13 protein-coding genes are annotated in these 13,757 nt (G+C 37.8%); 4 read left to right on the forward strand and 9 right to left on the reverse strand.

What is annotated here, in order from left to right:
• Nucleotides 1-20 precede the first annotated feature (20 nt).
• Nucleotides 21-950 (reverse strand): Ppx/GppA phosphatase family protein, encoded by a 930-nt coding sequence (locus tag QM481_RS02895; RefSeq protein ID WP_283380593.1) that lies wholly within the window; start codon nt 948-950, stop codon nt 21-23.
• A gap of 128 nt (nt 951-1,078) precedes the next feature.
• On the opposite strand from QM481_RS02895, the gene QM481_RS02900 reads away from it, so the two are divergent.
• The 3 genes from QM481_RS02900 (at nt 1,079) to QM481_RS02910 (ending at nt 4,343) form a co-directional block, all read left to right on the forward strand.
• Entirely contained in the window at nt 1,079-2,077 is a 999-nt protein-coding gene (locus QM481_RS02900; RefSeq protein ID WP_283380594.1) for an NAD-dependent epimerase/dehydratase family protein, read from the forward strand.
• Nucleotides 2,078-2,159: 82 nt separating this feature from the next.
• On the forward strand, nt 2,160-2,612 hold the full coding sequence (locus QM481_RS02905) for a DinB family protein (RefSeq protein WP_283380595.1): 453 nt from the start codon (nt 2,160-2,162) through the stop codon (nt 2,610-2,612).
• A gap of 327 nt (nt 2,613-2,939) precedes the next feature.
• Nucleotides 2,940-4,343: a tetratricopeptide repeat protein gene (locus QM481_RS02910; protein WP_283380596.1), complete on the forward strand. Its 1,404-nt coding sequence runs from the start codon at nt 2,940-2,942 to the stop codon at nt 4,341-4,343.
• A gap of 67 nt (nt 4,344-4,410) precedes the next feature.
• Here QM481_RS02910 and QM481_RS02915 read toward each other — a convergent pair whose 3' ends face one another.
• From QM481_RS02915 to QM481_RS02950, 8 genes are all read right to left on the reverse strand, one after another.
• Nucleotides 4,411-4,824 carry a BrxA/BrxB family bacilliredoxin gene (locus QM481_RS02915; RefSeq protein WP_166551799.1) on the reverse strand — a complete coding sequence of 138 codons (414 nt, stop codon included), beginning with the start codon at nt 4,822-4,824 and terminating at the stop codon, nt 4,411-4,413.
• 99 nt (nt 4,825-4,923) lie between these two features.
• Nucleotides 4,924-5,235: a DUF59 domain-containing protein gene (locus tag QM481_RS02920; RefSeq protein ID WP_095160368.1), complete on the reverse strand. Its 312-nt coding sequence runs from the start codon at nt 5,233-5,235 to the stop codon at nt 4,924-4,926.
• A gap of 64 nt (nt 5,236-5,299) precedes the next feature.
• Nucleotides 5,300-5,716: a SufE family protein gene (locus QM481_RS02925; protein ID WP_166551801.1), complete on the reverse strand. Its 417-nt coding sequence runs from the start codon at nt 5,714-5,716 to the stop codon at nt 5,300-5,302.
• Nucleotides 5,717-5,812: 96 nt separating this feature from the next.
• Nucleotides 5,813-7,045 (reverse strand): cysteine desulfurase, encoded by a 1,233-nt coding sequence (locus QM481_RS02930; RefSeq protein ID WP_166551802.1) that lies wholly within the window; start codon nt 7,043-7,045, stop codon nt 5,813-5,815.
• Nucleotides 7,046-7,050: 5 nt separating this feature from the next.
• Nucleotides 7,051-7,485, reverse strand: a complete 435-nt coding sequence (locus QM481_RS02935; protein WP_283380597.1) for a GNAT family N-acetyltransferase — start codon at nt 7,483-7,485, stop codon at nt 7,051-7,053.
• Nucleotides 7,486-7,833: 348 nt separating this feature from the next.
• Complete coding sequence (sufD, locus tag QM481_RS02940) at nt 7,834-9,150, reverse strand: Fe-S cluster assembly protein SufD (RefSeq protein ID WP_283326101.1); 1,317 nt, start codon at nt 9,148-9,150, stop codon at nt 7,834-7,836.
• Nucleotides 9,151-9,226: 76 nt separating this feature from the next.
• Nucleotides 9,227-9,994, reverse strand: coding sequence for a Fe-S cluster assembly ATPase SufC (gene sufC, locus QM481_RS02945; RefSeq protein ID WP_095160363.1), 768 nt, complete (start codon nt 9,992-9,994; stop codon nt 9,227-9,229).
• 444 nt (nt 9,995-10,438) lie between these two features.
• Nucleotides 10,439-12,073 carry a CotH kinase family protein gene (locus QM481_RS02950; protein WP_283380598.1) on the reverse strand — a complete coding sequence of 545 codons (1,635 nt, stop codon included), beginning with the start codon at nt 12,071-12,073 and terminating at the stop codon, nt 10,439-10,441.
• Between the two features lie 260 nt (nt 12,074-12,333).
• Between QM481_RS02950 and QM481_RS02955 the strand changes: the two genes are divergently transcribed.
• Entirely contained in the window at nt 12,334-13,701 is a 1,368-nt protein-coding gene (locus QM481_RS02955; RefSeq protein ID WP_283380599.1) for an SWIM zinc finger family protein, read from the forward strand.
• Nucleotides 13,702-13,757 lie beyond the last annotated feature (56 nt).

Consider the following 13,757-nt stretch of genomic DNA (forward strand, 5'->3'; position numbering starts at 1 on the left):
ATTTTATTTTGCCCGCTACCTTATTGATTCAACAACTTTGCTAATACCCCTTCCTTCAAAGCATACGTAGAAACTTTAATTTTCTGAATATCATATCTTTTCAAGATAAAATCTATCAAACAAACTCCCACCACAATCATATCTACACGTAACTCTATCATCCCAGGAATTTGCATTCGTTTTTCTCTATCTTGAGAAACCAAAGCTAAAAAAGATGTTTTGAATGATTCCAAAGGTAGCTCAAAACTCACTTGCTCGCGCGGTGGCCAATCGCCATGAAGCTGATGCCAGTACATATCCACTAAGGTCTCAAATGACCCTGCCGAGCCAATGATACATTCGGGAGCATATTGGTGAACCGCATTGGTCAATGGCAAAAGAGCATCCTCCAAATAATCTCGCATTAACCCTACCGAGCGAGGCGAAATAGGGTCGGTATTCATAAATTGATCCATCAAGCGCTGACCGCCTATTTCAAAACTTTGTTTCCAATAAACTTTGCTTGCATCACAAATGATAAACTCGACACTTCCTCCGCCAATATCAATAATCATTGATGGTGTTCGTCCGATTTGCGTTCCTAACCTAACGCCTTCATAAATCAAACCCGCTTCTTCATCTCCTGAAATAACCTGAATACTAATACCTGTTGCCTCAGCAATTTTTTCACAAAACTCCTGACCATTTGACGCATTGCGTACCGCACTGGTTGCCATAGCCTTTACATTTGCCAAGGAAACGCCTTCTTTTTCCAAAATGGTTCTGAAATAATTCAGCCCTACAATAGCTCGCTCGATTCCTTCTTGAGTGATAATACCTTTCGAAATACCACCTTGTCCAATTTTGGCGGCATAACTGTCTTCATGTATAATCTGAAAATTATGCTCCTCTTGTTCAACTACCAAAAGTTGAAAAGTATTCGTTCCTAAATCAATAATTGCTTTTCTCATGTTTGCTATCGCTGTTTTTCCACTCGGAGAGAATTACAAAGAAACGGGATTCTTCTCCTACAAACGAACTTTCACCGAAAAACTTCGTGTTCTTTGTCTGTAAAAAACTCTTAGGTTATCTTTACAGTATGGTATTAATAACAGGTATTACAGGATTAGTTGGAAGCTTTGTTGCCAAGCAATTTTTGGACAAAGGGCACCAAGTAGCAGGACTTCGCAGAGCAAGCAGTGATTTGTCACTGCTTGCTGATATTCAAACTCAAATTCATTGGATTGAGGGTGATGTATTGGATGTTTTGTCATTGGAAAAAGCCTTGGTAGGTATTGACATCGTTGTGCATGCCGCAGCAGTAGTCTCCTTTGCCCCTAAAGATGCCGAGTTGATGAACAAAGTCAACATTGAAGGTACAGCCAATGTAGTAAATGCTTGTTTGGATGCAGCAGTTTCCAAAATGTGTTTTATTAGTTCGGTAGCAGCTTTGGGTCGCAAATTACCTCAGGAGTATGTGCAAGGACAACAAGTAACCCTCAACGAAAAATCTACTTGGGAAGAAGACCCGCTCAATTCTACGTACGCCAAAAGTAAGTATTTAGCAGAAATGGAAGTATGGCGTGGTGTGGCAGAAGGACTCAATGCTGTTATTGTGAACCCATCAGTCATTTTGGGCGAGGCCGACTGGAACAAAAGTTCAACACAACTTTTTAAATATGCCGCTGGCGAACCCACTTATTACCCCAAAGGCACAATCAACTACATCGATATCTTAGACCTTTCAGCATGTGTTTATCAATTAGCCACTTCTGATATTGCTGGCGAAAGATTTATTTTGAATGCAGGCGTTATTCCATACCAAAATTTCTTCGCACAAATTGCAAATGCTTTGGGCAAAAAAGCGCCTAATAAGGTTGTGTCAGAGACCATGTCCGAAATACTTTGGAGAATCGAAGCGCTCAGAAGTTGGATTACAGGTAGTACGCCTATTTTGACCAAAGAAACGGCTCGCTCTTCGAAGTTTAATTTTTATTTTGACAATACAAAAATCAAGAAACAGTTGAATTTTGACTTTAGAAGTTTTGAGGATACTATTACCAGAGTGACTCAAAATTTATCAAAGAAACAGCCATAAGCAGGTACACAGCACTAATTTAAAGTTTAGCTAAAATAGCCATTTTTTTGAACCCATCCCCTACAGAATCAAGTCCTGAACCATGAATGTAATACCCAATTTGATACAACTATTTGAGCGAGATTTACAAAAACTCAAAGCTGAAATTGTCCAATATTCTGAGGAAGAAAATATCTGGACAGTAGTTCCAGAAATCAATAACTCTGCGGGCAATTTGGTTCTTCATTTAGTAGGCAACTTGAATACCTATATCGGTGCAGAAATTGGCAAAACTGGCTATGTTAGAAACCGCCCTTTAGAGTTTTCTCAGAAAGGATTATCAAAAAAAGAACTCGTTGGCAAAATCAGTGACACACTCGACGTAATCAAAGAAAGTCTCAATACTTTACCAGAAGAGGCTTTGGAGGAAATATATCCTCAATTAGTGTTCGAACAAAAAACATCAACAGGCTATTTATTGATTCATCTTACCACTCACCTTACCTATCACCTCGGACAAATCAACTATCACCGTCGTTTGTTAGATAAGGCGTAAATAAGACTAATTACTCTTGCCATTATACATATACTAATCAACTTTCAATCAAACAATTAAGTAGAGATACAGGACAATATAAAACAGAGTCATATTAGAAAAATACAAAACTGGCCCGAACTATTTAAGATAGGTTTTCGGCAAAAATCTCGTTTGCGATTTTGAAAATAAAATCTTATCTTAGCAATAAGTCGTTTTGTAAAAAATAATTGTGGAAGATTGTTCCCCTATTAATAACCTCTTATCATTTCTAGCTTTAAGAAATGATAAGATTCAAAAACGTTATTTCACCTCGTATTAATTGTATCTTATCCAATTAGAACCATTATGGAACAAGACTTTGAAGACCGTCATGAAGATGTTCTCCAATCGGTAAAACGTTTTGAATCTATGTTAAAACGTGCCGAGAGCTCTTTTTTCGACTTAGATACTTTTGAGCAAATCGTAGAGCATTATATGGAGGAAGGAAAATTCGAAGAGGCTTCTCAAGCTTGCGAAATCGCACTTGAGCAATATCCTTATTCGGTTGAGTTGATGCTGTGCAAAGCCGAACTCAGTTCCAGCCTTGGTGAGTATGATGAAGCCCTAGAAATTTTGGCTCGTGCCGAGTTATTTAATCCATCCGATAACGATATTACCTTTTTAAAAGGAACCGTTTACAGCCTCAAAGGCGACTATCAAGCAGCCATTGAGATTCTGACAGAAACCCTCGAAAATGCAGAAGACAAAGATGAGGTGTATTACCATATTGGTTTAGCGTACCAGAGTTGGGAGCGTCATCATAATGCCGTAGCGGCTTTCAAACAAGCGATTGAAGTAAATCCTAATAACGAAAATGCGCTGTATGAACTTGCCAATAGCTTAGAGATAACTGGTAAATTAGAAGAAAGTCTTCCTTACTACGAAAGCTTTATTGACAACGACCCGTACTCTCAAAATGCTTGGTATAACATCGGTATTGCCTATTCTAAGTTAGGACGATTTGAAGAGGCAGCCAATGCCTACGAATATGCCGTGGCTATTCAGGACGATTTTGCGTCTGCTTATTTCAATTTGGGAAATGCCTACATGAATTTAGTCAATTGGACTAAAGCTGAAGAATGTTATCGTTATTGTTTAGAGCACGAAGAAAAAAGCCCTGAGGTGTATTGTTGCCTTGGAGCAAGTATCGAGCGACAAGAACGCTTTGATGAAGCAATGCACTATTACAAAGAGTCTATTAAATTAGACCCTCTTTGGGATGATGGCTATTTTGGCGTGGGTATTTGTTTGTGCGAGAAAAAGAAATGGTTTGAAGCCATTCATTTTCTTAAAAAAGCACTTGAGCTCAACAAACACAATACTTATTATTGGTTGGCATTGGCAGACGCCGAGGCCAATTTGGGAAGTTTAGTATCTGCTTTGGAAGCTTACCAAAAAGCTGCTGAGTTAGACCCACAAAATACCGAAGCTTGGATTAAATGGTCGGTATTGAATCATGAACAAGGCAATTATGACGATGCCGCCAACTTGATGCTAAGTGCTATCGACGAATTACCAGAAGAATCAGAATTGTATTATCGAGCTTCGATTTATTTGATTAAGGCAGGAAAATATAGAGAGGCTTTTAATTACTTGGAAACAGGACTAATTCTCAATTTTGATGGTCATGAAATCATGTTTGAATATTTCAAAAATTTAGAAACTCAAAAGGCGATTTATCGAATTATTGAACAATATCAGAAAAAGTAAAATTCTTTTGTAACAAAAAATCCCCAAAGTCAGACTTTGGGGATTTTTTGTTTTGGTTAATCAACGATTAACAAAACTCTTCGAATACCATTTCAAGGTGTGCCGCAATCATTTCAGCTGAACGGCCTTCGATGTGGTGACGCTCAACAAAATGAACTAAATCACCATCTTTGAAAAGCGCAATTGATGGAGATGATGGAGCGTAAGGCAATGAGTACTCACGTACTTTAGCCGTAGCATCTTGGTCAACACCAGCGAAAACTGTGTATAAATGATCTGGTTTTTTAGCAGCATTCCAAACCGCTTCTTTCACGCCTGGACGAGCAGTACGAGCAGAGCAACCACAAACTGAGTTGATAAACACCAAAGTAGTGCCTTTTTCTGTCATTACTGAATCTACTTCACCTGCTGATTTCAATTCTTTGAAACCACCTTCTACGATATCAGCTCTCATTGGAGCCACTAAATGTTCTGGATACATAATTACTTATAAACAAATTTAAAAATTTGGAATTTCTTTAATACAAAAGTAGTTGAGCGATAATTTATAGGCTTATAGCGTATTGCCTAAAGCCATCGACTACATAAACCCTAACTCAAGCTTTGCCACTTCTGACATCATATCTTGTGAATATGGTGGGTCAAAAGTAAGCTCAACACTTACGTCAGAAACACCCTCAATTTCTCTAACTTTTTGCTCGATTTCAACAGGAATTTGCTCTGCTGATGGGCAAGAAGGTGACGTCAAAGTCATGAGAATGTAGATGTTGTTTACGGGAAAAACCTTAATGTCATAAATCAACCCCAACTCATATACATCTACAGGAATTTCGGGGTCATATACCTTTTTAAGTGCCCCAATAACTTCTTCTTTTAATTCTTCCTCAGTCATTGTTTTGTAAAAAACTTGTTAAGTGGTTTATAAAAAGATAGTCTATTTCTTTAATATCTTTTTTTTACACTAATTGATAAGCGATAGCGTAATTTTTCATTTGCTTTACCATCGACACCAAACCATTTGAACGTGTTTGAGCCAAATGCTGACTCATACCAATTTGGTCAATGAAATAAAGTTCTGATTCTGCGATTTCTTTGGGTGAATGCCCCGACAAAACTCTAATCAACATACTCACCAATCCTTTTACAATTACTGCTTCAGAATCAGCTTCAAATACCAAGTTTTCACCATCTTTATGAGCGTTTAACCACACTCTACTTTGGCAACCCTTGATAATATTGTCTTCTGTTTTTTGGTCTTCAGGCAAGCCTTTCAGCTTTTTCCCCATGTCAATAATATACTCGTATTTATCTGCCCAATCATCAAATAATGCAAACTCTTCGATGATTTCGTCTTGTATCTCGTTGATTGTCATTGATTTTATGTCATTTAGTGACTTGTGAATGCGTGGTTAGTAAATTGAACAAACTAAATCACTCACAAATTTATTCACTTTCTCAAACTCGTGGTATTAAGCAAGCATTTTCTTCACACGGTGAAGTCCCGCGATTAAACGATCGACTTCCTCAATTGTATTATAAACCGCAAAAGAGGCTCTTGTAGTTCCAAGAATATTAAAACGTTTCATCAAAGGTTGTGTACAATGGTGACCTGTACGTACGGCAACCCCCAAATTGTCCAACAAAACACCTATGTCCTGCGGGTGAATACCCTCAATCACAAAACTGGCTACTGAAACTTTATTTTTTGCCTCGCCAATCATTCTTAAACCTTCGATTTGTAATAATTGCTCGGTAGCGTATTGTAAAAGCATATCTTCGTGAGCCGCAATTTTATCACGACCAATCGAATCCATATACTCTAAGGCAGCTTTGAGCGCTACTACATCAGCGATATTGGGTGTACCTGCTTCGAATTTGTAAGGAAGTTCGTTATAAGTAGTTTTTTCAAAAGTCACTTCTTTAATCATCTCACCACCACCCATATATGGAGGCATAGCTTCTAATAAAGCTTTTTTGCCATACAAAGCCCCAACACCTGTTGGACCATACAATTTATGTGCTGAAAACGCATAAAAATCTGCGTCTAAATCTTGTACATCAATGTCCAAGTGAGAAGTTGCCTGTGCACCGTCTATCATCACTACCGCTCCTACTGCATGTGCTTTGGCTATAATTTCTTTTACTGGGTTAATCGTTCCTAAAGCATTTGAAACATGGTTTACTGATACCAATTTTACTTTTTCAGAAAGCAATTGGTCATACACCTCCATATCCAACTCGCCACGGTCATTTACAGGAATAACCTTAAGGTTAATCCCCTTTTCTTCGCAAAGCATTTGCCAAGGCACAATATTAGAATGGTGCTCTAGTCCTGAGATAATGATTTCGTCACCCTCTTTAATAAACTTACGTCCGTAAGTACTAGCTACTAGGTTGATACCATTGGTAGTACCAGAGGTAAAGATAATTTCTTCGGTCGAAGCGGCTCCCAAAAATTTACGTACTGCTTCACGCGTAGCTTCAAAATCACGCGTAGCACGTTCGGCTAAAGTGTGAATCCCACGGTGAATATTAGCATTATCAAATTCATAATAATGCTTCAGTGCATTGATAACTGCGATAGGCTTTTGAGTTGTGGCCGCATTATCAAAATACACTAATTTTTTCCCATTGATTTCTTGATCTAGTACAGGAAAGTCTGCTCTGATTTTTTGAATATCTACAATTTCGGTGAGTGTCATGGCAGTTACGTGTTTTTGGGAAGTTCTAAAATAAAATGGTGACTAGCAATTTTGAATTTCTTTTGAAGATACAAACGATGCGCATCGTGTCGCTGGTGACCCGAATCGAGGTGAATGGCATCACAGCCTAATTCGATAGCAAATTGTTTGACAAAATCTAAGAGTTGACTGGCTCGACCTTTTCCACGGGCTTGGGGCAATGTACTGAGGTCATCGATATAGATAATTTTGCCAGCATAAAACAGATTCATACATCGGAATCCTACAGCTGACCAAATTTCGTGATTTGGTTCTTCGACAAAAGCGATTTGATAGGACTCCTTTTGCATTTGCTCATACATTTCCACAAAACGCTCTACGGTAAGATGTGGTCGTAGCTCGTGTATGACAGGAAAGCATCGAAGCAAATCTTCATGTGATTGAACCAGTTTGATTTGCATAGTACCTGAATAAGTAGGAGTTATGAATTAGTGCTGAATGATGAGTTGTGAATGTAAAATTTTAATTATTAATATCTTACATTTTCAATTGATTAAATCATATTTATCATGACTACTTTTTCAAGTAACTAATAACCAATCACTTGCCTCAAAAGCACATTAATTTTGTACCACTACTTAAAATAAATATGTCGGGTAATAAGTTTTGAAATATGAATGTAGAGTTTGTGAATTATGAATAAAAATCTTTAATCATAGATAATTAAAAACTTACATTTACAACTCATAATTCAACACTCACACCTACTTAATACCCGACACAGTTTTGATTTTTCTTTAAGATCAATCTTACGCTTGATATATTTTTTCAACAATAAGTCCTTCCAAGTATTCTTTAATAGCTGGAATTTCCATTTTGTCGATTACTTCTTGCGCAAATGCTAACATCAACAAAGCACGAGCAGAATCTTTAGAGATACCACGCGCTTGCATATAAAACAAAGCATCATCGTTTAATTGACCAGTTGTTGTTCCGTGTGAACACTTCACATCATCTGCCCAAATTTCCAACTGAGGCTTTGTATTCATCGTCGCATCGTTTGAAATCAACACATTTTTGCAAGACTGGAATGCATTTGTTTTCTGTGCATCTTGTCTTACATAAATTTTACCGTTGAATACCCCTGTTGACTTATCTTTCAAGATACCTTTATATAATTCGTTTGAGTTCGAATTAGGTTTGGCATGGTCAACAGCTGTGTGGTTATCTACATGTTGTTTTCCGTTTGGAATATACAAACCAAACATGTTAGCTTCGGCATATTCACCATCAATTTTGATATTGAGGTTGTTACGCACAAAACCACCATTGGCTGTCACTGTATTTGCAGTAAATACCGAACGACCTTCTTGATAAACAGCAGTAGTACCGATGTTATAAGATTGGTCAGTTTCGTTTTGTACTTTATAGTAGTGTACGTTTGCTTCTTCTGCTACGTAAACTTCGGTAACAGCATTGGTAAACGATACATTTTCACCAAAAGAACGAAACGCTTCAGCTACTTTCACCTCAGCACGTTTGCCAGCTACAATCAAGTTACGTGGTTGTGCAGCTACGTTGGTTTCACGAGCATCAGCAATAAAACGCAAGATGATAGGTTGTTCTACTACTTTTTTCTCTGGTACATAAATAAATACACCATTTTTAGCAAAAGCAGTATTTACAGCTGTAAAAGCATTGTCGGCAGAATCAGCATATTGGTTGAAATATTTTTCAATCACATCAGCATGCGACTTGATAGCTTCCGCTAATGGAAGAATTACCACCTCGTCTGTAGGGCTTACAATGGTACTTAAAGATTCGTTGTAAACACCGTTGATAAAATACAAAATATTGCCATCCAAGTTTGGAATAGCCATTTGCTCTACATCAGCAGCACTAAAGTCGGAAGGGGCATTAAACGCAAACGATTGGCTTACCAAGTTTTTTACGTTAGAATACTTCCATTCTTCATGCTTGATTGTTGGGAAACCCAATTGATCGAAGGTTTGCAAAGCCTGCTGACGTACCAAATGAATCGGGCTTTTGGCCTCGCCATTCATTTTGCCCTCAGCATCTTTAAAGTCAGCAATTAATTGTGCCTTCAAATCAGTATTACTATTCATTTTGTTCGATGATTTGATAATTGGTAGATTGTTACAGTACTACCTTTGAGTAAAACGCCTCAAAGATTACCGAAAATTAAGCGCTTACTTCAGCAGCGTCAACTTCAGCTTTAATCCAATCGTAACCTCTTTCTTCAAGTTCAAGCGCTAATTCTTTTGTACCTGATTTTACGATTCTACCTTTATACAATACGTGTACGTAGTCTGGAACGATATAATCCAACAAACGTTGGTAGTGAGTAACCACGATAGTTGCGTTGTCTGGTGATTTCAATTTGTTTACACCTTCAGCTACAATACGAAGTGCATCGATATCCAAACCTGAGTCAGTTTCGTCAAGGATTGCCAACTTTGGCTCTAATACTGCCATTTGGAAAATCTCATTACGTTTTTTCTCACCACCAGAGAAACCTTCGTTCAACGCACGGTTCAACAAAGACTGGTCGATATTTACGTAAGACATTTTTTGCTTGAACATTTTCAAAAACTGAACTGCATCCAATGGTTCTTCGCCACGGTACTTTCTGATTTCGTTTACAGCAGTTTTCAAAAAGTTAGTTGTCGAAACACCTGGGATTTCGACAGGATATTGAAATGCAAGGAAGATACCTTCAGCAGCACGTTCTTCTGGAGCCAAATCCAAAAGGTCTTTGCCAAAGAAATCTACCGAACCTCCTGTAACTTCATAATCTTCGCGACCTGCCAAAACAGAAGCTAAAGTACTTTTACCTGAACCGTTTGGTCCCATGATAGCGTGAACTTCACCAGCTTTAACTTCTAAGTTGATTCCTTTCAGAATTTCTTTTTCACCAATTTTGGCTTGTAAGTTATTTATCTTTAACATTTTCTTGGTAGTGATATTTGACCTATGACAAACGTTGTAGGATTGGCCTCCTCAATCAAAACTTACTGATTATCATTTGAAAGTACACTTTCATCTGTCAGGAGACAACACCTATTTAATTTAGGCACAAAATTAATTATTGGATTTTTCAAATACTATACTTTATTTAGAACAACTCTAAACAAATTGAAAAAGTTTATATTTATCCACATTTTTCTTAAAAAAAATGACGAAAGTCAGTGATTTTCTTTCTGGAATTTTTAAGACTGACATCGGGAGGGCATGAGTGACACAGGCACAGTGGCTCGAAGGGGCAAAGGGACAGAGGCACAAAGGCTCAAAGTGAATGTCTTGTTCTCTCAGTCAAACTTTGTGCCTTTGCGCCTGTTCACTCTACCACTAAAAAAAACTCTTTGCCTAATGCCTCCCTTGCCTATCCCCTATTTACTGAACCACCACTTTTATCCTATCCACAGGTATTCCACTGAGGCGATAGTCGAGGATATAAACTCCTTGGGGAAGTAGTTTATTGAATGGTGCTTGATATTCTCCTACAGATTGATTTTCGTTGACTACTTCATGTACTTTTTTTCCTGACAAATCGTAAAGATTAATTTCTACTTGACCTTTTAATAATACTTCATATTTGACCTGACTTTGAGAAGATATAGGGTTGGGAAAAATGGTTAAACTTTGTTTAGGCTCAAAAAAGGCTTCTGTTCCAAGTACAAGCGACTTACTTTGAAATTGTCCATCCAGCCATAAACATCTCGAACGAATCCAATCTTTCATAAAATTTAATTCATCTTGAAAAGTTGTTCCAACGTAATAGTTAGGCCATACTTTTGTTCCTAAAACTCCTGGCCATCTTTTAAAATTACGTGCTACCGCAGGAGCAATAATCGTAGCCGTTGAGTCGACCCATTGATTGATACGGTCGGTGGATAAAATAGATTTTCGAAGTTCCCCCCAACGAGTAGAAGCTTTGGTTCTAAAATCTTCATCTTGCACGAGTTTTGACCACCAAAAAGGAGACAAATAAATGTCGCCCGTTGGAGATGCCAATGCGTTGATTTGATATTGCCAACCTGTAGTTTTGTATCCTTCATAATAATCGGCATTGCCATACGCCAAGTTGTAGTCCCAAGCTGGTCCCATTTTTAGGCGAGCATCTTTACTATCTTTATCCTTGTAGAAATACGTACTGAGTCGATAACCATCAATATTTTTGGTTAGCTCCGTCAAGATAAAATAGTCTATAAAAGAATCCATATCTATCATATTGCGCCAAGCAGCGTCTTTGTCAAGCGCAGTATTGGCATAAAGTTCTTTTTCAAAAGTTGTCATCCAGCCTTTGATATAGGTCAATTGTTTGGAGGTTAAATCGGCATACTTGGGATATTCTACCTGAAAAAGTACACTTGGTGTCCCAATCGTATTTTTCCAAGACCAAGCAGGCGAACCATTAACCTTATCAATTTTAAGGATATACCCACCCGTAAGCGCGTCGCCAGTACTATCGGTGGTTTTGATGCTAGAAATATTGACTCTATTTTTATCTCTTTTGATTTTTTCCATGACCAAATACAACCCATCATAACGACCATTCAAGGTAATTTCACAATAACGAGTACGCGTGGCATATCTACCCATACGATTCGAAATATCATAGGTCAAAGCATCTCGCATAAAGGTTTTATCATTGTAGCTGGCATTGAGTACCCAGTCAGATTCTTCGGGCATTCCTAGAAAAGCTATTTTCTGACTTTTTCCTGTTGTGTCTGCCCAAAGTTCAAAGCCATAAGGTTTTTTAGGAAAAAAGTCTTTGGAGGTCGACCCTCTTAATTCTATTCCCAAATACCCATCATAACCTGTAGGCGTATCGTTGGGAGTATTTACTCGTCCGTTGCCATTATTAATGAGTTGTAATGTGCCCAAAATTTTAGGCTCATCGGGGATGGTTGCGCCATTTTTCGTCGTAATTTTCAGAATAGGTAAATTAGATTGGTCGAGGGTTTGTGCAAGAACAAAATGATGACATAATATACCAATGAAGGTTAGAAGGAATAATTTTTTCATAGTTTGAATAGAATAGTTATCCACAAATATAGTCAATATTTTAGCCGAATAGTGATAATCTATCCTGTAGCATATATTATCTATTAAATATATTTTTAGCAGAATAAAGTTAGCTTTTTTAGGCAAAAAATCGTTTACCCCTGCGCCAAAACCACTTTTTTTATTTTTTCAAAAATAAAAGATGACAAAAGGCTTGTATTTAACTAAAAAAACAAGCTAAATTTAAAACCGAACTTTTACCCTAGTGTTGAACTTTATCTATGAACTATTTAACTGACGAGCAAGTTGCTCAACTTGCTCCAGACGCTTCTTCTTTAAAAGCAGGACGAGACTTATCACATGAACCCAAATGGCTCAATTTTCAATCCAATGAACGAGTATTGTGGGGAGAAGTCCAAGGGAGTGGTAAAAACCCTTATCAAACTCAAATTGATTTAACCAATACCGCCTTCAAATGCTCATGCCCAAGTCGCAAATTTCCTTGTAAACATGGTTTAGGTTTATTGTTTTTGGTTGCCAAAAAAAATGGCGAAATCTCTTCAGCCATCGAGGAACCTTCGTGGGTTAGCGAATGGATGAATAAAAGGAGCGCAAAAGTTAATAAACCAGAAGTATCTACCGAAGAAGAAATATCACCTGAAGTGCTATTAGCACAAGCCGAAAAACAAGCACAAGCAAAAGCCAAACGACAAGAAGAACGCTATCTGAAAGTTCAGAATGGCATTGCAGAACTAGAACTTTGGCTTAAAGATTTAGTACAAGCAGGTCTATTGACGGTTCCTCAAAAAGGTGCGCATTATTTTGAGCGCATGGCTGCTCGATTAGTTGACTCGCAGGCTACAGGACTTGCAGGATTGGTCAAGTCTTTTAATAAGTTAGATTTCTTTAAAAATGACGACTGGCAAAAAGAATCATTAGAACTCATCTCTAAAATATACTTATTGATTGAAGCATTCAATCGACTAGATCAACTTCCTCCACTGGTTCAAGAAGAAGTAAAAGCAAGAATTGGCTGGAATATCCAAACCAAAGAATTATTGGAGCGTAACGATATAGAAACCATCAAAGATCATTGGTTGGTAATAGGTCGACAAACCACTATAGAAGAAGGTCTGACCATGCAAAAGAACTGGCTTTGGGGGCTCAAAAGTCAAAAAAATGCCCTAGTGCTAAATTTTGCCTTTGGCGGGATGGCCATAGAAACACCCATTTTACCTGGTAGTATTGCACACGCAGATCTGGCTTTTTATCCTAGTAATACACCTTTGAGAGCTACAGTAAAAAACTATATCTCGACTGTAGACTATCTACCTGAACCTATCTCTGGACTCAGCTCTTGGAACGAAGCTCACGCGAAAGCAATAGATATTTTGGCACAAAACCCTTGGACAGATACCGTTCCTTTACTGATTGAGCAAGTATGTATCGTTTTTCATCAAGGAAAATATTACCTACAAGATGCACACGAGACCATTCTGAAGATTGATTCGACAGTAAGTAACGAGCAAATCTGGAAACTATTGGCTATCACTGGTGGTAATGCTGTATCACTAATGGTACTTTATCAGTTTGATTCTGTTAGGCCATTGGGTTTAGTTCAAAATTATGAATATCTATTATTGGACTAGCCCAACAGCTTAGAATTATACTTTAAAAATCAACCTTCGACCAACAATATACCGCT

It is taken from the genome of Flectobacillus rivi (assembly GCF_030056655.1).
In the GTDB taxonomy this organism is placed as follows: domain Bacteria; phylum Bacteroidota; class Bacteroidia; order Cytophagales; family Spirosomataceae; genus Flectobacillus; species Flectobacillus rivi.

Bases quoted from the DNA above. Each gene is read 5' to 3' on its own strand.
- QM481_RS02910 (WP_283380596.1), top strand. From the start codon at position 2,940: ATGGAACAAGACTTTGAAGACCGTCATGAAGATGTTCTCCAATCGGTA.
- QM481_RS02955 (WP_283380599.1), top strand. From the start codon at position 12,334: ATGAACTATTTAACTGACGAGCAAGTTGCTCAACTTGCTCCAGACGCT.
- sufC (WP_095160363.1), bottom strand. From the start codon at position 9,994: ATGTTAAAGATAAATAACTTACAAGCCAAAATTGGTGAAAAAGAAATT.
- QM481_RS02925 (WP_166551801.1), bottom strand. From the start codon at position 5,716: ATGACAATCAACGAGATACAAGACGAAATCATCGAAGAGTTTGCATTA.
- sufD (WP_283326101.1), bottom strand. From the start codon at position 9,150: ATGAATAGTAATACTGATTTGAAGGCACAATTAATTGCTGACTTTAAA.
- QM481_RS02915 (WP_166551799.1), bottom strand. From the start codon at position 4,824: ATGTATCCAGAACATTTAGTGGCTCCAATGAGAGCTGATATCGTAGAA.
- QM481_RS02895 (WP_283380593.1), bottom strand. From the start codon at position 950: ATGAGAAAAGCAATTATTGATTTAGGAACGAATACTTTTCAACTTTTG.
- QM481_RS02900 (WP_283380594.1), top strand. From the start codon at position 1,079: ATGGTATTAATAACAGGTATTACAGGATTAGTTGGAAGCTTTGTTGCC.
- QM481_RS02905 (WP_283380595.1), top strand. From the start codon at position 2,160: ATGAATGTAATACCCAATTTGATACAACTATTTGAGCGAGATTTACAA.
- QM481_RS02920 (WP_095160368.1), bottom strand. From the start codon at position 5,235: ATGACTGAGGAAGAATTAAAAGAAGAAGTTATTGGGGCACTTAAAAAG.
- QM481_RS02935 (WP_283380597.1), bottom strand. From the start codon at position 7,485: ATGCAAATCAAACTGGTTCAATCACATGAAGATTTGCTTCGATGCTTT.
- QM481_RS02930 (WP_166551802.1), bottom strand. From the start codon at position 7,045: ATGACACTCACCGAAATTGTAGATATTCAAAAAATCAGAGCAGACTTT.
- QM481_RS02950 (WP_283380598.1), bottom strand. From the start codon at position 12,073: ATGAAAAAATTATTCCTTCTAACCTTCATTGGTATATTATGTCATCAT.